Source organism: Paenibacillus sp. J22P218 (genome assembly GCF_056269195.1).
In genome coordinates this window covers 384,209-404,649 of sequence record NZ_JBWDNL010000002.1, presented here as the reverse complement: position 1 = coordinate 404,649, position 20,441 = coordinate 384,209, and the positions used below count along the sequence as shown (strand labels likewise).

19 protein-coding genes are annotated in these 20,441 nt (G+C 51.7%); 2 read left to right on the top strand and 17 right to left on the bottom strand.

Annotated elements, in window-relative coordinates:
- Window position 1: 1 nt before the first annotated feature.
- The 7 genes from AC0YN0_RS10575 to AC0YN0_RS10545 form a co-directional block, all read right to left on the bottom strand.
- Window positions 2–1,183 carry an amidohydrolase gene (locus tag AC0YN0_RS10575; RefSeq protein WP_475821246.1) on the bottom strand — a complete coding sequence of 394 codons (1,182 nt, stop codon included), beginning with the start codon at window positions 1,181–1,183 and terminating at the stop codon, window positions 2–4.
- Window positions 1,180–2,190, bottom strand: a complete 1,011-nt coding sequence (locus AC0YN0_RS10570) for an LLM class flavin-dependent oxidoreductase (protein WP_442049315.1) — start codon at window positions 2,188–2,190, stop codon at window positions 1,180–1,182. The genes AC0YN0_RS10575 and AC0YN0_RS10570 overlap by 4 nt, the downstream gene beginning before the upstream one ends.
- 21 nt (window positions 2,191–2,211) lie before the next feature.
- Window positions 2,212–2,964: an amino acid ABC transporter ATP-binding protein gene (locus AC0YN0_RS10565; protein WP_337099277.1), complete on the bottom strand. Its 753-nt coding sequence runs from the start codon at window positions 2,962–2,964 to the stop codon at window positions 2,212–2,214.
- Window positions 2,961–3,671 (bottom strand): amino acid ABC transporter permease, encoded by a 711-nt coding sequence (locus AC0YN0_RS10560; RefSeq protein WP_337099276.1) that lies wholly within the window; start codon window positions 3,669–3,671, stop codon window positions 2,961–2,963. The genes AC0YN0_RS10565 and AC0YN0_RS10560 overlap by 4 nt, the downstream gene beginning before the upstream one ends.
- The gene (locus AC0YN0_RS10555) at window positions 3,661–4,449 is read right to left on the bottom strand and encodes an amino acid ABC transporter permease (protein ID WP_442049316.1); all 789 of its coding nucleotides are present in this window, start codon (window positions 4,447–4,449) and stop codon (window positions 3,661–3,663) included. Before AC0YN0_RS10555 ends, AC0YN0_RS10560 begins: the two co-directional genes overlap by 11 nt.
- A gap of 32 nt (window positions 4,450–4,481) precedes the next feature.
- Window positions 4,482–5,306, bottom strand: coding sequence for a transporter substrate-binding domain-containing protein (locus AC0YN0_RS10550; RefSeq protein WP_475821245.1), 825 nt, complete (start codon window positions 5,304–5,306; stop codon window positions 4,482–4,484).
- A 214-nt stretch (window positions 5,307–5,520) separates the two neighbouring features.
- Window positions 5,521–6,426: a LysR family transcriptional regulator gene (locus AC0YN0_RS10545; RefSeq protein ID WP_475821244.1), complete on the bottom strand. Its 906-nt coding sequence runs from the start codon at window positions 6,424–6,426 to the stop codon at window positions 5,521–5,523.
- Window positions 6,427–6,613: 187 nt separating this feature from the next.
- On the opposite strand from AC0YN0_RS10545, the gene AC0YN0_RS10540 reads away from it, so the two are divergent.
- Window positions 6,614–6,841, top strand: a complete 228-nt coding sequence (locus AC0YN0_RS10540; RefSeq protein WP_475821243.1) for a hypothetical protein — start codon at window positions 6,614–6,616, stop codon at window positions 6,839–6,841.
- 48 nt (window positions 6,842–6,889) lie between these two features.
- Here the strand turns inward: AC0YN0_RS10540 and AC0YN0_RS10535 are convergent, their stop codons facing one another.
- The 3 genes from AC0YN0_RS10535 to AC0YN0_RS10525 all read right to left on the bottom strand — a co-directional run bounded on the left by AC0YN0_RS10535 (window position 6,890) and on the right by AC0YN0_RS10525 (window position 9,919).
- The gene (locus AC0YN0_RS10535) at window positions 6,890–7,519 is read right to left on the bottom strand and encodes a sterol desaturase family protein (RefSeq protein ID WP_475821242.1); all 630 of its coding nucleotides are present in this window, start codon (window positions 7,517–7,519) and stop codon (window positions 6,890–6,892) included.
- Between the two features lie 89 nt (window positions 7,520–7,608).
- Entirely contained in the window at window positions 7,609–9,216 is a 1,608-nt protein-coding gene (locus AC0YN0_RS10530; RefSeq protein WP_475821241.1) for a hypothetical protein, read from the bottom strand.
- Complete coding sequence (locus AC0YN0_RS10525) at window positions 9,209–9,919, bottom strand: ABC transporter ATP-binding protein (protein ID WP_475821240.1); 711 nt, start codon at window positions 9,917–9,919, stop codon at window positions 9,209–9,211. Before AC0YN0_RS10525 ends, AC0YN0_RS10530 begins: the two co-directional genes overlap by 8 nt.
- Window positions 9,920–10,141: 222 nt before the next feature.
- Here AC0YN0_RS10525 and AC0YN0_RS10520 point away from each other — a divergent pair, with 222 nt between their 5' ends.
- On the top strand, window positions 10,142–10,843 hold the full coding sequence (locus AC0YN0_RS10520; protein ID WP_475821239.1) for a cupin domain-containing protein: 702 nt from the start codon (window positions 10,142–10,144) through the stop codon (window positions 10,841–10,843).
- Window positions 10,844–10,926: 83 nt separating this feature from the next.
- On the opposite strand, the gene AC0YN0_RS10515 is transcribed toward AC0YN0_RS10520, so the two are convergent.
- The 7 genes from AC0YN0_RS10515 to AC0YN0_RS10485 form a co-directional block, all read right to left on the bottom strand.
- The gene (locus tag AC0YN0_RS10515; RefSeq protein ID WP_442049323.1) at window positions 10,927–12,297 is read right to left on the bottom strand and encodes an ABC transporter substrate-binding protein; all 1,371 of its coding nucleotides are present in this window, start codon (window positions 12,295–12,297) and stop codon (window positions 10,927–10,929) included.
- A 170-nt stretch (window positions 12,298–12,467) separates the two neighbouring features.
- Window positions 12,468–13,451, bottom strand: a complete 984-nt coding sequence (locus AC0YN0_RS10510; protein ID WP_337099264.1) for a carbohydrate ABC transporter permease — start codon at window positions 13,449–13,451, stop codon at window positions 12,468–12,470.
- On the bottom strand, window positions 13,448–14,341 hold the full coding sequence (locus tag AC0YN0_RS10505; protein WP_337099263.1) for a carbohydrate ABC transporter permease: 894 nt from the start codon (window positions 14,339–14,341) through the stop codon (window positions 13,448–13,450). Before AC0YN0_RS10505 ends, AC0YN0_RS10510 begins: the two co-directional genes overlap by 4 nt.
- Window positions 14,341–16,569, bottom strand: a complete 2,229-nt coding sequence (locus tag AC0YN0_RS10500) for a DUF5696 domain-containing protein (RefSeq protein WP_475821238.1) — start codon at window positions 16,567–16,569, stop codon at window positions 14,341–14,343. Before AC0YN0_RS10500 ends, AC0YN0_RS10505 begins: the two co-directional genes overlap by 1 nt.
- Window positions 16,562–18,577, bottom strand: coding sequence for a YIP1 family protein (locus AC0YN0_RS10495; RefSeq protein WP_475821237.1), 2,016 nt, complete (start codon window positions 18,575–18,577; stop codon window positions 16,562–16,564). Before AC0YN0_RS10495 ends, AC0YN0_RS10500 begins: the two co-directional genes overlap by 8 nt.
- A gap of 27 nt (window positions 18,578–18,604) precedes the next feature.
- A complete protein-coding gene (locus AC0YN0_RS10490; protein ID WP_337099260.1) occupies window positions 18,605–19,462 on the bottom strand; it encodes a carbohydrate ABC transporter permease in 858 nt (285 codons plus the stop codon).
- A gap of 4 nt (window positions 19,463–19,466) precedes the next feature.
- A complete protein-coding gene (locus tag AC0YN0_RS10485; RefSeq protein WP_475821236.1) occupies window positions 19,467–20,438 on the bottom strand; it encodes a carbohydrate ABC transporter permease in 972 nt (323 codons plus the stop codon).
- Window positions 20,439–20,441 lie beyond the last annotated feature (3 nt).

Below are 20,441 nucleotides of genomic sequence, written 5' to 3'. Positions count from 1 at the left end.
TCTATCCTCCTTTACGGGACTGTGCCGACAGCTTGTGAAGAGCTTCATCCGCAAGCGCTGCGAAGAACGAAGCCGCTACTGGCAGCGCTGACTCATCAAGATCGAAGGCAGGATGATGCCATTCCTGCGGACCGTCCGTTCCGAGGAAGACGAACAAACCTTCCGTCTCCTTCAAGTAGAAAGCGAAATCTTCGCCTGCTGGTGAAGGGGTTGGCGCTATGACCTTATACCCTAGTTTCTCGGCAATCGGAATCGCTGCTTCCGCCCATTTCTGATCATTGCGTACAGCTGGCGGACCCTCGATCCATTTCACTGCTGCTTTCGTGGCGAAAGCTGCCGCCACGCCATGCACGACCTGCTCGAACCGCTCTCGCACCACACTTCTCACTTCATCGCCGAACGTCCGCAGCGTGCCGTCGAATACCGCTTTGTCCGAGATAATGTTCCACGCCGTTCCGGCGTTAAGTCTCGTCACGCTGATGACCGCGCTATCCAGCGCGCTAACGTTGCGGCTGACGATCGACTGCAGCGCTGTTATCATATGCGCTGCAGTTACGATAGGGTCAAGCCCAGCTTCAGGAACGGCGGCATGACTGCCTCGACCTTCCACCTCAACAACGAAGCCATCCGCTGCCGCCATGAGCGGTCCGCCCTTAATCCCGATCGTGCCTACCGGCAAGTCCGGCTTGTTATGCAAGCCGAATACCGCATCGACGCCGGCTAGCGCACCGGCCCGAATCAGTTGCTGCGCGCCCTTCGCCTTCTCCTCCGCGGGCTGGAACAAGAACCGCACCGTTCCGGCAAGTTCCGCCTCCCGCTCCTTTAGCAGCAAAGCTGTTCCAATAATGGATGCCGTATGAAAGTCATGCCCGCATGCGTGCATCTTACCCGGTACCTTCGAGGCGAACGGCAATCCCGTCTCCTCCTGTATGGGCAAAGCGTCGATATCCGCTCTTACGGCGACAATCGGTCCGCCATCACCGAGCGTACCGCCAACCTCGGCAATTACGCCCGTCTTCAACCCGTAATCGATGACGCGTATGCCTGCTTCCTCCAACCAGCGCTTAATCGATGCTGTCGTCTCGAATTCTTCATGCGACAACTCCGGCTGCTCATGCAGCTGTCTGCGGATTGCGGTTAATCGAACCTGCAATGTTTCCGCAACCAACTGCTTGCGGCTCATACAAGCTCTCCTTGGAATGCTTCCTTAAGCAGCTCGAAGGAACGAACTCTCTTCGCGAAGTCAGGAATTATCGTTGTGAAAATAAACTCATCTACGCCATATTGCTCCTTAATTTCGAGCAGCCGCTTGCGGACCGTTTCCTTCGTCCCTCTCGTAATGTCGGCCTCCCGCTCCTCGACCGTATAAGTCTCGCCCGCTTGTCTCGCGAACTCCTCCGCTTGCGCCAATGAGCCGACGTTTACCGTTTTGCCGCTGGCGAGCGTCACTCTTACGCTCTTCATCTGTCCTGCTATTGCATTCGCTTCTTCCTCCGAATCCGATGCAATGACAGAAAGCGCCAGTATCGCTTTCGGCTTCCTGCCATGCTCCGTATTGAAGCTGCTGCGATAAAGGTCGAGCGCTTGACTTGCCAATGCCGGATCGTTGTTAATGAAGAGCGCGAAGGCATATGGATATCCGCGTTCGGCAGCGAGCTTCGCGCTTGATAAACTCGTTCCAAGCAAGAAGACGTCGGCAGGCTGTACAGGGAGCGGGCTCGCTTCAAGACCCGCGAGCGGGTGATCTTCACCCGTCTTGCCATGAAGGAAACCCTCCAGCTCCGTCAGCTTCTCATCCAGCGTCGCAGGTTCGGCGATCCCTTTCTGCAGCGCCTTCGTCGACCGGGGAAGACCTCCGGGAGCGCGGCCGATGCCGAGTTCTACCCGGCCTGGCGCGAGCGATGCGAGCACATTAAAGTTTTCCGCTACCTTGTAAGGGCTGTAATGCTGCAGCATGACGCCGCCTGATCCGATCCGAATCGAGCTCGTGTTCGCAAGCAAGAAAGCAATGAGAACCTCCGGCGACGAACCCGCCGTCACCGGCGAATCGTGGTGCTCCGCAACCCAAAACCTCTCATAACCTAGCGCCTCCGCCTGCTGCGCCAACTTTACCGTATTGCCAAGTGCCTCCGCAGCCGTCTGGCCCGGAAAAACAATGCTTTGATCCAATATGCCAAATGTAAGTGTCATCTTGACTCTCTCCTCTGTTCGTTAGATGGAATAGGCCGCCTCAGGCGTAATGCGCTTCAGAAACTGCTTCGTACGCTCCTCCTTCGGAGACGTGAACAGTTCGTTCGGCTTGCCCTGTTCGACAATGACGCCTTCGTCCATGAAGACGACGTGGCTCGCTACGTCCTGAGCAAAGCCCATTTCATGCGTCACGATTATCATCGTGATGCCTTCCTTCGCGATTTTGCGAATTACAGCCAGCACCTCGCCGACTAGCTCAGGATCGAGCGCCGATGTTGGCTCGTCGAACAAAATAACTTCGGGATTAAGCGCCAGCGCTCTCGCAATCCCGACACGCTGCTGCTGTCCGCCGGACAGCTCGCTCGGATAAGAATCCAGCTTATTGCCAAGCCCAACCTTCTCCAGCAGTTCAACGCTGCGCTTACGGGCTTGCTCCTTCGGCACTTTTTTGACCACGACCAGCCCTTCCATTACGTTCTCGAGAGCCGTCTTATGCTTGAATAGGTTGTATTGTTGAAACACCATCGCCGTCTTCTGGCGCAGCGTATGAATATCCTTCTTATCCGGCCGCTTGCATTGCACCGAGAAGTCATCGATGACGATATGACCGTCATTCGGCTTCTCCAAATAATTGATGCAGCGCAGCAGCGTCGTCTTGCCCGAACCGCTCGGCCCAAGAATGGCGACAACCTCGCCTTTCTCGACTGTTAGGTCGATGCCCTTCAGCACTTCATTTCGACCAAAGCTCTTGCGAATTTGCGTTAACTTAATCATGAGACACCGCCTCGGTTATAAAGATTAAATCGTTTCTCTGCCAATGCAGTCAGCCGCTCGATTAGGAACGTTAATCCCCAGAATATGAGCGCTGCCGCGATGTATGCCTCGAAAAACTTCCAGTTCGTTGTTGCGACTATTTGCGCTTTGGCGTTAATCTCGACGACCGACACGGTGAAAGCAAGCGTCGAGCCGTGAAGCATGCCGATAACCATATTCGATAGGTTCGGCAGGCTTGCCGCGAATGCTTGCGGAAGAATTATCCGCCGCATCGCCTGCGGCGTCGTCATGCCAATCGAATACGCGGCCTCGATCTGGCCTCGGTTGACCGCCAGCAAGCCTGAACGAACGACTTCTGACATGTAGGCACCGGCTGTGATCGAGAACGAAATGTACGCGAAGCCAATCATTGGTATGGACACTGAACGGAATGCTAGACCCAGCGACTCCGCTATCCCATCGATAAGCATGGGAAGCCCGAAATAAATAATTAAGAGATGAGTGAGCATCGGCGTACCGCGAATTACGGTTACGTATGCAGAGGCCAGCGGATAAAGGACGGGAACTTTATAGAGCCGAATAACAGCTACAGCCGTTCCGATGATCAGTCCGCATAAGACCGAGACTGCCGTAATCGCAAGCGCTGTCGGCACCGCCGAGAGCAAGGCAACGAATGCGGTCCAGATGAATCCGAAATCAAGCTTCATTCTCTTGCCCCCCTCTGCCGAAGCCCGGTGTAATAGCGAATCGACGTTGCTTCCACTTCACGAAACGGGATGGTTTCTCATCCGTAACGATCTGGCGTTCATGGCGAAGCAGCCTGCGTTCCACGAGATGGAACAGCTTCTCAAGCCCAAAGCTAATAATGAAATAGATAATAGCGAGCGAAATATACGTCTCCACAAAATGTCTCGACATGACGGCCAACGTCTGCGACTTGCCTGTCAGCTCCATAATGCCTAGTGAGAAGGCAAGTGATGTATCCTTCAGATTGGCGATTACGAGATTGGAAAAGACAGGCAACGCGATGGCAGCCGCTTGGGGCAGCACGATTTTTGTGAACGCTTGAAAGCCGGTCATGCCAACCGCATAGGCCGCCTCCACTTGCCCGCGATCGACTGCGCCAACCGCCGCTCTAATCATCTCCGACATGTATGCACCGCTATGAAGCGCATAAGTCAAAATAACGAAGTACAGAGCAGGAACCCTCGAGACATCTACTTGAACCATCTTCAATATTTCCGGCAAGCCGTAATAGAATAGGAACAACTGGATCAGAATCGGTGTTCCGCGGAAGAACGATAGATAGACTTGAGATACTCGTCTTAATACCGGTATTTTGTAAAGCTGGGGAAGGGCTACGATAAGCCCGATCCCCAGACCGATCAAGATGGAGCACACGACGATGAGCAGAGTCATCTGTAACGTAGGCAGCAGCTTTATGAAGTATTCAAGCAAATAATGAAAGTCAAACGGCTCTCCCATGGTGTGCCCCTCCTTCAGTCTCTTTTACTAGACTATTCTTCCGATGTGAAGTCATCGCCCAGCCACTCCGAGCTCAGCTTACCAAGCGTTCCGTCAGCCTTCAATTCCTTAATCGCTTCGTCGACGCGATCGGAAAGCTTTTGCTGGTCAGGGTCGTTTTTGCGGAACATGAACAAAATATCTGCTTCGCTAAGCGCCGGGCCAACCGTCTTCAATTCTTGCTTCGAATCGACGAGTGACAGGGTGAAGTCAGCTGCCAGGAAAGCTTCCACCCTTCCGGATGTCACTTGTTGCACGGTATCATTTGCTCCGCCGTTCTGGTAGACGATTTCAAGCGCGTTGTTGTTTTCTTTATTGTAGTTTTCAAGAATCGTTGCTTGCGCGCTAGTTGCTGTCGTCAACACTTTTTTACCTTTCAGATCGTCGAGCGATTGAACGGAATCATTGCCCTTAGCGACAACGATTTTGTTTCTCCAGTGCGCGTACGGTTCTTTGTTGAATAGGTACTTCTCTTCGCGCTCCGGATTTTTCTCCATTTCATGCGCTACGAGATCGATCTTATTCGTCTCAAGGCTTAACAGCAAATTCGTAAATTCCAGCGTTTGAATATCGAATTCGTATTCGTCCAGACGTTTGTCGATTTCGCGGATCAGCTCCACGTCGAAGCCGGTCAGCTTGCCGTTTTCATCGATAAAGCATACTTGAGGGAATTGTGTTCCCGTTCCTACAACGATCTTTGTCACTTTGCCGGCGCCGTCTGCGCTGGCTGGTTCAGCGTTGTTATCCTTGCTTCCGCCGCATCCTGCCAAAGTTAATACGAGCACGGAAGATGCTAAAAGCAATAATGATTTTTTCATTTTCTTTTCCCCCTAATAATGGTTAATTTGTTATCCTCATAATTCCTAGTGGATAAGTAAGGATTAGTGTTGCATTCACTTTATCACCTGGCTCGCCGACTCGTCAATGCTATTGCTAATAGAGATATTCTATATGTCGATTCAACAATTCAATCTTTAGTTTCCGATATGCAGAACGCCCGCAATCCTAGTAGGATCAACGGGCGCACTCTTATTAAGATATAGCGGAGAGGCTAGGCTTGACCTCGAACAAACTTCTGCCTATTTCTAATATTTCAGTTATGATTTCGGCAAACTCGCCGTGCTGTGCAATCAAATTCGTCTGCAGAGATATGCCGTCGGCCTCGGGAACGCTAATTGAATGCAGCTTCCCTTCGCGCACTTCCTGCTGCGCGCATAGACCGGGCAGAAAGCCGATTCCCGTCTTGCGGATGACCAGCTTCTTGGCCATCTCCGAGTTATCGGTATGAATCCGGATATTCGGCGACTTCTCCAAATGCTCGAAGATCCGATGAATGCGGAGCCAATCCATCGAGCCGCACTCGAAGAAAACAAGCGGCTGCTCGGCGACTTCTTCAATGGTCGGATTATGATTATGAAGGAACGGATGACCTTCGTATGCATAGAGACGAATGGGATCCTCATAGAACTTCGTCGACTGCAGATTCGGATGCGAGATGTTGCGAACGAATCCGATATCGACCTCCCTGCTTAACACCTTGCTTACGATTTCGTCGGTCGTGCCTGTCGTAAATTTGTAATGCGTCTCGGGAAACCGTTCCTTTAGCCGCGGAAGCAGCTCTGGAATGATATAGTTGGATACCGATACGGTGCATCCGATCCGCAGCTCGCTAAGCTCCGACTTCTTCTGATTCAGATGAAGCTTCCCCTTTTGATAAATCATAAGGAGTTGCTGGGCGTAAGGCAGAAATCGTTTCCCGTCCTCAGTCACCTGAGCCTGCTTGCCCTGACGATCGAATAATCGGCAATCAAGCTCCTGCTCCAGCGATTTGATCCGGGCCGTTACCGACGGCTGGGACAAATAAAGCGCCTCGGCCGCTTTGTTGAAGCTCCCGCAGTGAATGACATATACGAACGCTTCAATATTCTCAATATTCATGCCGAACCTCTCCTTGCCATTACCGTTTCACACGACGTTAATTCCAACTATTTAACTGTGTTTTATTAGGTTTAAAGTAACAGACATCTTCTCATCTGTCAATTCCCCAACTCGTTCAATTGCCCTACCAACTTCGATTCCGGCCAGCTTGAGCATCCGGCTTCCTTCAAGAAGCTGCTCGGCCCTTATGCAGCAACGAAGCTTGCGCTCTCCCTTTGGACGAAGGAGCTTGCGCCCCGGAGCATCGCTGCTCTATTCGGCAGCCATTCATGCGCGCGGCATGCAGCCAGGCGATTTTCTAGTGAGGGGCAAAGAGGCCAAGCTCAAGTTCACTGATCAAGGCAGCAAGGTACTGCAGCTCGTCAACTCCATCTACGAAGCAGAATTTTGCCGCAGGCCAAATAAACGAGAATGAATAAAGGAAGAGGGGGGCGATTCGCCCCCCTCTTCTCACACCAACGTACTATTGCCCCTCTGGGCGCCCTTCCAAATCTTTCACGAACGCGCTGGTCGGCACTTGCTTCTCGTCCTTTAGCGTTCCGAAGATTGCGTCCACGAACGGCGTCGATACGCCATACCAATAGTTCTCGTTCTTGAAGTGATGCAGCAGATGCGTCTTCTTCACCCACTTGCCCAGCCTCGTTCTAGGCTGCATCGGACGGTGGGCGACGTAATGCTTCCATTCGTACATAAGCAGCATCGTAATTAGTCCCGCAGCGAACGCGGCGGAAGCGTCAGGCAAGCCTGTTATAAGATAGAATACGCCAACGAACACGACGAAGTTCGGCAAGCTGTACCAGAGCGGCAGGAACAGCAGCTTCAAGTCGCTCGGATGTGTATGATGATCGTAATGTAAGCGCTTGAGCAATCTCAGAAACGTAGAATTGCGGGGCGCCTTCAGATGAAAGAAGAACCGATGCGTCATATATTCGCTGAACATAAACCCAACGAGACCCGCCCCGAAGCAGATCAGACTTCGAATGCCCAATCCGAACAACGCCAGATGCGCCCCAACAAGCGCCAGCAGCAGCACAAACATAACCGTAATATCCGTATGAAGAAAAAATTCTTTATACAACCGCGCTCTCGTCATCGTCCCGCTCACCCGCTATCCACAAATTAGACTGCACTATGATTGCAACACAGCCGCCCAAGAGTGTCAATGATGAAAATCGCGAAAGCTTATTTGATTCTAAAGGTTACCGCCCCGAAGCGACTCACGAGCAGCAGGGCAATAACCAAGTATAACAGCAGCAGCGTCAGTGCGATAAGGGCTAGCGTAGCGATCGGAGGACTAATGACGAATGCGACCGCACATACGGCAGAAAGCATCATGTTCACAATAAGGAACAGTGGATTCCTTGCATTCATCTCCGTCGTATACGGCTGCAGCAAATAGTAAAGCGTCATATGATGGACCGAAATTAGCAGAGCCATAGCAAGCAGCAATATCCATAACGCGATCAGCTCGCTTGTATCCGGCAAGCTGCCGGTGAACGTTGCCGCAATCGTCAGCACTGCGCCAACCGCAACCGACAGCAGCAAATTCATGCCGGACAGCCTGGCGAGACGCAGCACATAATGCTTCCGTACCGCTTGCCGGTAGAACCCGTAGCGCATAAGCGGCATGTCGCAGTTGTAGAATAAAGCGCGGCATAGCTTCTCACCTACGAATACGCTAAATGCGAAGTACGGAACGAACCTCGCCAGCTCGGTCAACGTTGCTCCGTCACCGATTAACGCTAGCGCCAAAACGGCAATCGCGCTCACGCTAACGCTGATCGCGAGCCGATTCCATAGCGGCTTCCTAACGAGACGACGATGACGGCGGAAAAATAGCCGGTTCAAGTAATCGTAGCCATCCGAGTCTGCACGAGGAAGCACCGCCCCATCGGTGCGGAGGGTCTCTTCTTCCGTCAGATCATCGGTCTTCATCGCTACCTCTGCCTTACGCGAATCAGCCATGTACTGACCGAGATTAAGCAGTGGATCATCCCGCTTCGTCGCCGACTCTACCGCCTCCGGGTAGCGCTTATAGCGCGCGAGCAGCAAAGCAGCCGCTATACCCGATGCGATAACGAGCAAAACAAGCGGTAGGAACAGCAAAATCCTCCCATAATCAGGCGAAACGCCGAGTAGAGGCAGTCCATAGGCTAGCGCACCGCCAGCAAAAATACTTGACCAGACAAGTAGATTGCTTCGAATGATGATTTTGCCCGTATGTTCAAATACGACTAAATGCGTCAACTCGGCAAGCAGCCTCCAGCCCGTTATAACAGCTGCAACGAGCACGCCTTCAATCACCTTTCCTCCTAGCACCGCCATGAAGAACGACAGCATGATTGCAAAGGATAAGAAGAACTGCGTATACCGCATCGTTAAAGTGACCTTCATGTATGCCGTTGACGAAATACGAAGCAGCTTCACGGCAACATACTTGTCGCGCTTCGGCTCGAGCACTCGGGCATTCCATATGCTTGCCGTCAGGAAGCTAAGCGGCAACAATATGGCTAGAAACAACTCTAGCGCAGGAAGCTCCGGATTACGCTCGTTTATCGCCATCGCCGGCATGAACGCCATAAGTCCAAGATATATCCCTTTGTTAAGGACCGCCCATAGCAGCTGTACAATAAGAACGAGCCAAGCGATAGCCCGCTTCCACTCCAAGCTGCCGTATAGCGACTCCGGTATGGCGCGGCCGACAAGCGGCAACCGGCACAAGTAATAAACCGTACGATTGAGGAAGGAAGAGACCGATACGTCTAGCAGCAGTCGATACGCCTTAAGCATGGGTCGGATCGTCCTTCAGCAGCTCAATGACTTCACGTTCGAATTCCGGACTGTGCATCAGCTCGGAAGGCACCGAAGTCAGCTGACCCTTGTTCAGCACAACCAATTCGTCGCAAAGATCGGTTGCCAGCTGCAAAATATGGGTCGAGAAAATAAGAATATGTTCACTTTTCATTTCACGCAGCATATTTTTCATTTCTAGCGCTACAATGACGTCGAACGAAGTCAGCGGCTCATCTAGAAGAATGACTGGCGGCTTCGCAATGAGGAACAGCAGCATTTGCAGCTTGTTCTTCATGCCGTGCGAGTACCCCTTGATCAGACGATGGCGATCCTCTCGGCTCATGCGCATCCGATCGAACCATTCGTCGATCTTAGCGTCCTGACGCTTCATGCTTGGATTCGCAGCTAGGAAGAACTGGACGAATTCATAGCCCGTAAGAAACTCTGGCAGGATCGGCATCGAATACACATAACCGACATCCGTCTCCGTCAGCTCCCGCTTCACGCCATCCTTCTCCAGCCAAGTTTTGCCGCCATCCGTCGCAAGTTCCCGGCTCAAACAATTGAAAAGCGTCGTCTTGCCCGCACCGTTGCGTCCTAGCAAACCGTATATCTTACCTTGCTCGAATGAATATTCCACGCTTTGCAATACTTGCTTCGCATCGAATGTCTTGACGATTTGATCCAAAATAAGCCGCACCGTTGTTCCTCCCTTATGCTTCTTCCATAACAGTACTTATTAGTCATACGAGGATTAGTACGTACAGCTTGCTTGCAAAGTTGCTCTAATTTGTAAAAAGTCTATATGGGCACGCCCGGGATAATGCTGGAACGGTTTTTGTCATGCGTACATATGGTATACGGTAGGTCATACGCCTACAATACGAACATGCTTGCGCGCATACGAAAGGCAGGGAATCAAGTGGCTGTATCTTATATGGACTTCACTTCTCCAAACGTACAATTTACTTATGATCTACGTAATAATAATACGTTTACGAAAGACAATCGCAACTACATCAATACGTTGTCGATTAATCAACTCAATACGCTAGGAAATGTATCGCTTCTGGACATCTTTTTAAGCACAGGCAATGTGGTCGAGCCGCATACTCACCAAAATGCATCCGAGCTCGTCTATTGCATCACCGGTTCAGCCGTCGTATCGCTCATTAATCCGTTCACGAGCAAACTGCTTAATTATCCGATTCAACCGGGTCAAGTGGCCAACATCCCTCAGGGCTGGTGGCATTATGAGATCGCGACCGTTGACAATACCCATCTGCTCGCCATCTTCGATGCTCCGATTCCTGAATTTATCGGTGCTTCCGATATGCTGCGCCTTACTCCAGCCAGCGTACTCGCCCACACGTATTGCTTAAATGAAGACCTTGTCGAAGAGGCTCTTGCGCCAATTACGAACACCGTCGTCATCGGCCCTCCTGCCAATTGCGCCAATAATCAAGTACAAGGCGCCGCTGCCGGCAACGTCGCTCATACGAATCAATCGATGCAAAGCCAGTTCGTACCGAGTCAAGGCAAAAAGGTTTATTTGCACCGCGACGAGCAGCCGCCATATCCGCAGTATCATCCCGTCATCGGCAACGGCTGGAATTACCGTTAATTCGTTTTTAAAGGTCAAAAAAGACGGCTATTCTCAAGCGTCCTTACGGATGCTTGATGAATAACCGTCTTTGTCATGCACTCTTACTTCAACGTCTCGGCAACTTCAAGCGTGCGCTTGTTCCATTTTTCCGTTTCCGGAATCAGTCGGTTGATGTCGGCGCCGTCGAAGATGATTTCGTTCAAAATATTGTTCCAGTTGTATTCGCCCCAAGCCGGAATCGTTACGCCCGGTTGAATTTTCGCGTTTTCTTTCGCGATCTTCACGGCTTCTTTGTTTTTACCTTGCCACATTGGCGTTTCGTCATAATAAGCTGTCAATTCTGGATCGATAACCGAAGCGTTCGCGCCTTGGTCGATCTTCCACTTTTGCGCTTGTTTCGAGAATTGGAACGCGATCCATAGGAACGCTTCTTCCTTATGCTTCGAGCCTTTAAGCAAGGACATTGGGCCATAGATGCTGTATCCAGGCTGGCTGACTTTACCTTTAGGGAACGGCAGTACGTCCCACTCGAAGTTTGCGTTGTTTTTCAGGTTAGGCAGTACCCAGTCGCCGCCGATAGCAAAGCCTGTTTTGCCGTTGATGAATTCTCTCGTCACGTCGCCTGTTTCTGCGGCTTTTGCATTGGATTGCATCGAGCCGTCTTTCCATACGAAGTCCGACAACCATCTTACGTCGTTCATAACTTCAGGCGTAGCGAGCAAACTTTGCGTCAAATCTTCATTCAGGTAATGAATGTTGGCTGCATGGCCGTCAGCGATCGCTTTCGTGCTAAGCACGCGCATTTGGAATTCAGGCTGCGTCGTGAGACCGTATTCGCCAGCCACTGGATCCGTGATTTTTTTGGCGATTTCGCGGAAGTCGTCATACGTCCAATCGTTAGCAGGCATCTCAACGCCATGCTTAGCGAGCAAATCTTTGTTAACCAAGATCCACATTGGTACGTCGACGAAAGGAACAGCAAGACGCATGCCTTTGTACGTCATCGTGTCGTAGAAGCCATCAGGCAGTTGAACCGATTGGAACGTAGGATCTTTTTCGATATAAGGCGTCAAATCTTCAAGCAGTCCTGCTTGGTCGAATGTGATTAGATCGGAATCGATCCAAGTCAAGTCGGCAGGCGTACCAGCCGCTTCGAGCGATGCAATGATCTCCATAATCGGTTGGCTGTTAACCGGAATTTGTTCGATCGTAATCCATGGATACTCTTTAGTGAACATTTCATACAATTCGGTGTAGGAGTCAGACCATGAGATCAGCTTGAGCGTAACCGGGTCTTTCTTCACCTCTGGCGCAGCAGTCGCTTCATCCGCAGGTGCTTGTGTCTCGGCAGGCGCATTCGTACCTTCGCCCGCATTGCTGCCTTTCGAATTGTTGCCGGAGCAAGCCGTTAATACCATTGAGAACATAAGTACCAGACTTAATGCAAGGGTCAACGCGCGTTTTCTTTTCACTTCGCAAACCTCCTCGTTTTTGTGTGGGAGCCATGAGTCATCAGTTACGAGCCATGTTCGCCCCCAAATGCCTACCCCTCAGATTGCTTACCGTTGTTGCTTAACACCGCTGAAAACGATCCTGGAGCATCACCCCTCTCGGTGAGTCAGATTGGCAGCAAGTTAATGGATTATTCCACGATCCCCGTTCTTTCAATACCGCTTACGAACCAACGCTGCAGGAACATGAAGATAACGATCGGCGGCAAAATGATCATAAACGCGGCGGCCATTTTCGTTCCTTCCGTAATCGGGTTGGTGATCGTGAACGTGTTGCCGAGCAGCGCCGGATTCAGCACTTCCTCAAGCATATTGAGTCTGATGGACAGCGGCGTGAAACCCTTCGCCAAAAACATGGATGGCTCGTAGTACATGTTCCAATACCAGATAAAGGAGAACAGGAACACGACCAAGCAGGCTGATCTCGCCAGCGGCAGCATAATGCCGAAGAACAATCTCGTCGTCGATGCGCCGTCGAGCTTAGCCGCCTCCTCTAGACTTGCGGGCTGCGACTTAAAGAACTGCAGGAAGATGAGAATGAAGAGCGCTCCCTTCAGCCCTTGCCCGAATATGGCGGGGATTAGGAACACGAAGAGCGTGTTCAGAAGCCCCAGCTTGCTGAAAATAACGTATAACGGAATAATGATGACCTGCGGCGGAATCAAAAACGTCAATATGATCAGCGCCATGAAGAGCCACTTGAAAGGTAACGCCAGCCGCGCGAGCGCATAACCGGTCATCGCGCAAATAATGACCTGTACAAGCGAGCAGCTAAGCGCAATTATTGAAGTATTCCGCAGCGCCTCCGGATACTGCAAGCCCTTGTACGCCTTCGTAATGTTCTCCCACGTCATATCGCGCGGAATCCATTTCACGGTCGGGTCAAGCAGGTCGCTGACCGTCTTGAACATCGTGCTTACCATATACAGAATCGGCTGCAAGTACAGGTAAGCGACGATCGAGAGCAGCATGTAGATGATGAGCTTGGCTAGCAAGCCGTCCGATACGCTTCTGCCGAGAACCAGCATCTTCGTTTTCTGCGCCCTGCGGCTCCAGAAGATGCCGCGTACTCGCCCGTTCAGCTTCTCCAGCTCGGTTTTCATCGCAGTAATCATGAATGCATCCTCCTTGTCTTCATGCTCCGGTTGAACATCCACAGCACGATGGCGATCAGCAGGAAGATGAAGGCGAAATAGATCCAGGCGAGCGCGCTGGCATAGCCGTAGCCCGTATCGACCTTGAACATGTTCTCCCGGATATGCTCAAGGACCGGATTAAGCGGGAACGTGAACAGGTCAATGATCGTGTAAAGCACATTAAGGCTGATGAAAGGCACGCATGCCGGCAGCGTTATTTTCCAGAAACTGTCCCACGGTGATGCGCCGTCGATGCGGACCGCTTCATAGATCGTAGGAGAGATGGTTTGGAATCCGGCGATGAAGATCAGAATTTGCACGCCTGAATACCATAGAATGAGAATCGCACGTCCAAGCACTTCCATGACGGTTTCGCCGAACTGCTTGCCGACGTACTCCTCAACAAGTGGCTGCAGGTTGTACTGCTCCAGGAACGGGATGTCGCCGGCGCCCTGCACGAACAGCTCGTTCAGCACCTGCCCGGTTGCGAAGATAACCGGAAGGAAGAACAACGCGCGGTACAGGAAGCGTCCGGGAAACCGCTGATTCAGCATAAGCGAGATCAGAAGAGCGAAGATGACGATAATCGGCACCATCAGCAGCATTTCCTGGAAGTATGTGATCAGCTCAATCGGGAAAATATTATCCTTCAGAAACGCATCGCGATAGTTTTGCATGCCGAGCCATTCGTATCGGAAGCCGCCTACCGCAACTTGCACCTTATTAAAGCTCATGAACAGCGACCAACTGATCGGGATCAGTACGAATATGGCAAAGCCGATAATCCACGGAAGCATGAACAGGAAGCCAGTGCCGTAACGTTTCCAGTGATAGAGGCGCTCTGCGCGTATTTTTGCTTTCGGTTGCACTATGCGCCAGCTCCTTTCTCAACTTCGAACGTCTTGCTGCTATAATCGACGATTACGCGAGTACCATCCTCGTACACGGTGGCGAACCGGTCTTTGGACAACTGCTCATGATCGACGATTCGTTGCGAGTGCAGACTGGAGAGCGAGTCGAATGCCTTATATTCTTTCTCAATGCGATCGGTCCACTTCGTATATTGACTGCTGAACAAGAAACCTGAGTTTGTGTATTTCAGCTTCCTCGACTCATCGTAAGTCAGGTAGAAGGAAGGCACTGCTCCGTACTCAATCGCTTTGAGGAACTCATCCTCCACTTCACCGCGCAGGTTGCCGTCTCCGAAGGAATAAGCGACGTAGCCATGCAGAGCGATCTGATAGAACGGCACCGTCTGATCGACCAAGAAGTCATAGCTTGATTCATGCGGCAAATTCGCAATAAAGTCCGTGTGGCCGATGACGTAATCATTGCCGCGATAGACGCTGGACTTTCCAAGCGTCTGCCGTGTGTAATCCAGCATGCCGCTATACACGTCCATCGTGTCTTTGCGGGTCATTATGCCGTCGGGATCGTAATCGTGGAACACCATTTCGCCGACCCAGTTGTACAGAATGCCGGAAATGCCGATATCCTTCAGCTTATCGATCGTCTCGTAAGCCATCGCAACCGTGCGCGCCGGTTTGCTTATGAACCAGCCCTCATCGAGAAATACCGTTTCGTCGATGCTGCGAATGCCGTTCTTCTTGCCAGACAAATTGGAATTGTCCGAATCGATCCATACCATGTCATCCTCGAATAGAACGTCGATGCCCTGCTGCTTCATGCTGGAAACGAACTTCTTCGCCTCCGTCTCGCCGCCGAGCGACTTCTCGATCGGGAAACGATCGTACAAATCGTAATCGCCTTGATTTTGCCAGCCGTAATAAATGACGTTCATGCTTTCGACTCCACGCTTCCGCAAAGCATTAACAATTTCGGTCGCTTGAGGGAATGTCGTTGCAGTCACATATTTGATTTGGTTATAAGCTTCCGTATAATTGCCGCCCATGAGCTTCAAATAAAGCGGCGTATGATCGACGGGCTTCAGTTGTTCCTTTAACTGCTCCGTTTCCGTCAGGTAATCGCGATAGGAGGTCGCCATGCCGACATAATCGGCGTCGTCTCCGTTCAGGAAGCGATATTCCAGCACACGGTCGGTATCTAGCCGCTGCTTCTGGATCGCTTTGATCGGCGCAGCCAGTCTGCTCATGCGGTACAAGTATTCCTCGCGATAGATTTGGCTTGCGAACACGTTGTACGACGTGGACTTCAGCCCCGGCGGTAGCGCGGCGATATCGGCAGAGTCACCGCCTTCTCTCAGCACCGCGACGAACGCGTTATCGCCTCGCTTCATGCCGAATACCGGATAGGCGATATTTTCGCGCCATTCGCCGGAACGGCTCCAATTGCCCGTATTCGTCAGCTCGAGACCGTACACCTGATGGATATAACCTCTCGATACGCCTGGCCGCTCGCTTTCGAAGCGGATCAAGCCGCCCGGGCCGTCCGGTACGAAGATGTAACCGTCCTCTCCAGCCGCTGCCGCACCGAAGTAAGGCAGCAGATCGAGGGAGAACATTTTGAAATCGCCTTCCTCCTTGATCCCTTTCGTCGGGATGCGAACCTGCAGTCCCTTGTCGGTAAGCTCGTATTGAAGCGACACTCCGAGCTTCTTGTCAGGGAAGGAATAGGAGACTTGCAATCCTTTATCCGTCCGTACGAGCTCCTTCACCATCTTTGGATCATTGGCGTTCAACATTTCTCTGATCGTCTGATCCTTGCCTTGCGTTCTCACGTAAGTTAGAACGAATGGCGATTTCAGATTCGCGAGCAGCACGCCCTTCACCGTCTCGGCGGCAAGCTCCTCCTCGCTCGGATTGCTGCGCCAGCGGTAGCCGGTGCGATTGTCGACCAACGCAATCTGTGTGTTAGCCGGATCGACATAAAGAGTGAACTTCTCGTTGCTTAACGCCTCGGCGTAACCATCGGCTCCCGTCTCCGGCTTCCACGGTGTACCCGTATAGAGCTCTGCCGTCTCCGCTTGAAGAGTCTCGATACCCGCAAGTTCCATTGCTTTGGCAGGTGACAGCTCATCTCCTTGAAGAACGACCGAGAGCACGATGATAACTAGCGCAAGCAAGGCGATGGCTGTCAGCTTTACGCGGAGGGACGTTCGCTTGATGAACTCAACCATAGAAAGTGACCTCCTTGTAAAGCTGATAGAAGAAATCGTATAAGTTGTAAGATAGACCGAAGACAAGGAAGGCGAAAAGCCATATTGTTCCGATCGTGAACACCGTAATCGCAATGTTCTTCAGCGACTCCAGGAAGTCGAAGTTATGAATAACCTGCGTCATGACGATCAGCATGACGCCTATCCAGATGAACATCAGCGAATTAATTGAATCGACGATAACTCTCTCGTCGAGCGTCACGAGATTCGACAGCAGCAGAAGCGGAACCGAGAAGAACAAGTATGGAGCGAGCGCGTATGTGCTGCCCTGAATAACTTCCCTGAACTTTCCTTCCCCGTCCTTCACGCTGCATACGAGATAATTCGCGATAATCCAAGTGATCCATGGTACGACGAACAGCCCGAGACTGCTGACTAGATTAATTTGGGACAACTCGATCGGATTGAATAAAAATCCGGTGAAATAAAGCGATAGCAGCTTCATTCCAATCGTCGCGGCCAAAATAAGAATGAGAATCCAGGAGGATACTCGAGCCTCCTTCAGTTTGTAGAACCCATGGTACGGATGAAGCATCACATACCATAACAATCGCAAATCACTGATCGGACGATCCCATGATGCCGGCAGCGGGTGACGCTTCAACTGTCTGCGTACCAAGCGCGGCACGTACCGAATGAGCAAAAATGCGATGATGATGCAAGCAGCGAGCATTAAGAAGTTATTTTGCAGCCAGTTCAGCCTTACTTGCCAGAACGCTTTGGAATAACCCTTCGTATCGAAAGCCGTCTTCAGGAAAGAGAGCGCCTCTTCGTTGTTGTTCTCGTGCAGATACACTTTACCGAGTCCTTGGAACGTGCCGTTGTACATGTCATTGCGAGCGTATACTTTATCCCAGTACGGCTTGCTTTGCTCGTACTTTCCGGCAAGATACAGCGTAAGCGCATTCATAACGTCGCCGCCAAACTCGGTAAGCTCGAACTTATGGATCGTTCCGGTCCGGCTGTCTGCTATCCATATATCTTTCTTGGAATCAACGCCAATCGAGGTTGGAAAGCCTAACACGCCGTATTGCTGCGTCTCGTTGTCAATATAGCCGAACGCGAACAACGCCTCGCCGTTCTGATCGTATAGATTGACCCGTCCGGATTCCATGTCGACGTTATACAGGAAGCCGTCCGTATCGCTTGCCACGTCCACGATTCCGTGACCGTTCACCAGCGTCTTGTTCTTGAGCGCGTCGACGCCGCCGGCGTTCAGCTTGCGTATAGCGCCTTGGCCGAATCCGCCCGATGTAGCCGTGAATATGAAGCCGTCCTGGTCGAGGGCGACGTTCGTAATCGGCCGCGGGAGATTAGCCGTTTCTTTGAGCAGCTGCTCCTTGTTCAGAATGAGCTTCTTCAGCCAGTTCAGCACCGTCTGCTGCGCTTTATTAGCACCGAAGAAACCCATGAACTCCCCGTCCTGATTCATGCGAAGCAATCCGTCGTAGGATGAATTCAGGTTGATGTACATGACGCCCCGACGGTCGACGACGATCTTCGTCGGCACGAAATGACCGGTCTCCATATAGGTGGACTCGGGTTTCTTATAATCACGGAGAAAGTTGCCTTCGTTGTCGAACACGACAATCCGTTGATTGCCAGAGTCTGCGACATAGATTATCCCTTCAGGCGTAACGAACAGGCCTTCAGGCGCGCTAAGCATGCTCTCTCCCTCATCTGCGCCGATCGTTCGCAGTACCGCTCCGTCAGGATCAAGGACGACAACCCGATTCGCCCCTTTGTCCATGACGTATACGTTGTCGTCCGCACCGACATGCAAGTCGACTGGCTCGGCAAACCTCGCGCTGTCCATATCTGCCGGCGTATAGATCGGCTGAATACGGAGGAATGTCGCTTGATTACTGTCGTAGTAGAACGTTCGGTACGGCAACTCCGCGTGGATCGCTTCCGGAACGGCGAGCATGGAGGTCGCCGCTAGAAGCAACAACAATAACAATTTCTTCATCGTTTCGACTTCCTTTGCTGATTTGAATTACTTAATGCCGGAATGAACCATCGTCTCGAGCACCCTCCGCTGGAAGAGCAGGAAGATGATGAGGTTGGGCACGAACATGAGCAAGCCGGCTGCGGCGGCCATATTCTGCCCGGCGACACTGTTCTGTAGCCCGCTGAGCAGGCTGTTCACATAGAAGGGCAGCGTTCGCATCGTCTCGTCCTGCATGAACAGCGTCGAAGTCTCGACGTCTCCCCATACGCCTTGGAACGTGAAGATCGAGATCGTGGCGATCGCCGGCACAGACAGCGGGAGCACCATTCTTGTGAAGATCCCGAAATGGCTTGCTCCGTCGATCTTTGCCGCTTCAATCAGCTCGCTAGGTATTTGAGAGATGAAGCCAACGAGCATGAAGACGGCAATCGGTGAGGCAAGCGCGGGCAATATATGCCCGAAATACGTGTTGTTGATGCCGATACCGCTAATGATGAGATACCTCGGAATGCCTACCGTCTCCGGCGCGAACATCAGAGACAGCGTAATGAGCGATAAGATGAGTCCTTTGAAATGGAACTGATATTTCGCAAGGACGTAACCGGCCATCGTGCTGACGATAATAACGCATGCAAGCGTTAATCCGGCTACGATAATGCTGTTGAACAAATATCTCGTGAAAGGCACAGTCGCGTTCGATGCATGCAGAATGAGTGATTCGAAGTTACGAATGGTTGGATTCTGCACGAGAAACCTCGGCGGAAACAAGAACAGCTCATTCTGCGGCTTGAATGCATGGTTCAGTATGAAAATAATCGGCAGCGACATGAACGCGGCCAGCGCGGTGAAGAAGGTGACGAGCGCTACTTGAAACGGCGTCACGCTGCGAAGTTTTCGAATCATGGTTTTACAGCTCCTCCTTGGATCCGAACAGCCGATAGGCAAATCTCATGGCGAAGTAGCTGATAAGGAGCAGCATGACCGAGACTGCCGAAGCATAGCCGAGCTCGAAACGGATAAAAGCGTAATCGTCGATATGGTTAATGATCAAATGTCCCGAATAAGAAGGCGTGATCGGCAAGCCCGTCAATTGCGTCGATATGCTGCCTGCCTTTAGCGTGCCGACAATCGACATCACGGCGCTGAACAGCATCTGCGGTTTCATCGAAGGCACCGTAATATAAAACACTTCTTGAAGGCGATTCGATATGCCGTCGATGCGGCCTGCCTCGTATAGCTCGCGATTGACGGTCTGAAGACCTGCCAACATGGCGAGGAAGCCTACACTAAAGCTGACCCAAAGCGATACGATGATCATAATGTTAAGCAAATACTTCGGATCTTGAAGCCAGATGACCGGACTGTCGATCCAGCCCATGCCGAGCAGGAAGTTGTTCACGTAGCCGACGCGGTCGCCGCTGAACGCCGCGATCCATACGACGGACAGCGCAACGCCGCCCGCCATCGAAGGCGCATAGAACGCCAGCGTGTAATAATCCCTGATCTTGATCGGCAGCTGATGGATCAGCCAGGCGAATAGGAAGGAAAGCACATATCCGCCTGGGCCCACAATAAGCGCGAACAGGAACGTATTCGGTATCGCTTTGGTCAGAAAGATAATATCTTGCGTGAACAAGCTAATATAGTTGTCGATCCCGATAAAATGCAGCTTCTGAAATCCGTCGTACGACGTGAACCCAAGCGTCGCGGCCATGACGACCGGCACAACGATGAAGAGCATGAAGCAGATCAGGAACGGCGCGAGGAACAAATAGCAGAACGCGTCGCGCTTGATATCGCGCAGGAAGCGAGTCAGCTTCGCCCCAATCGCCGGTCGAGCCTTAGGCCTTGCTATCCCGGGAGTAAGCTCTGTATTCATCTG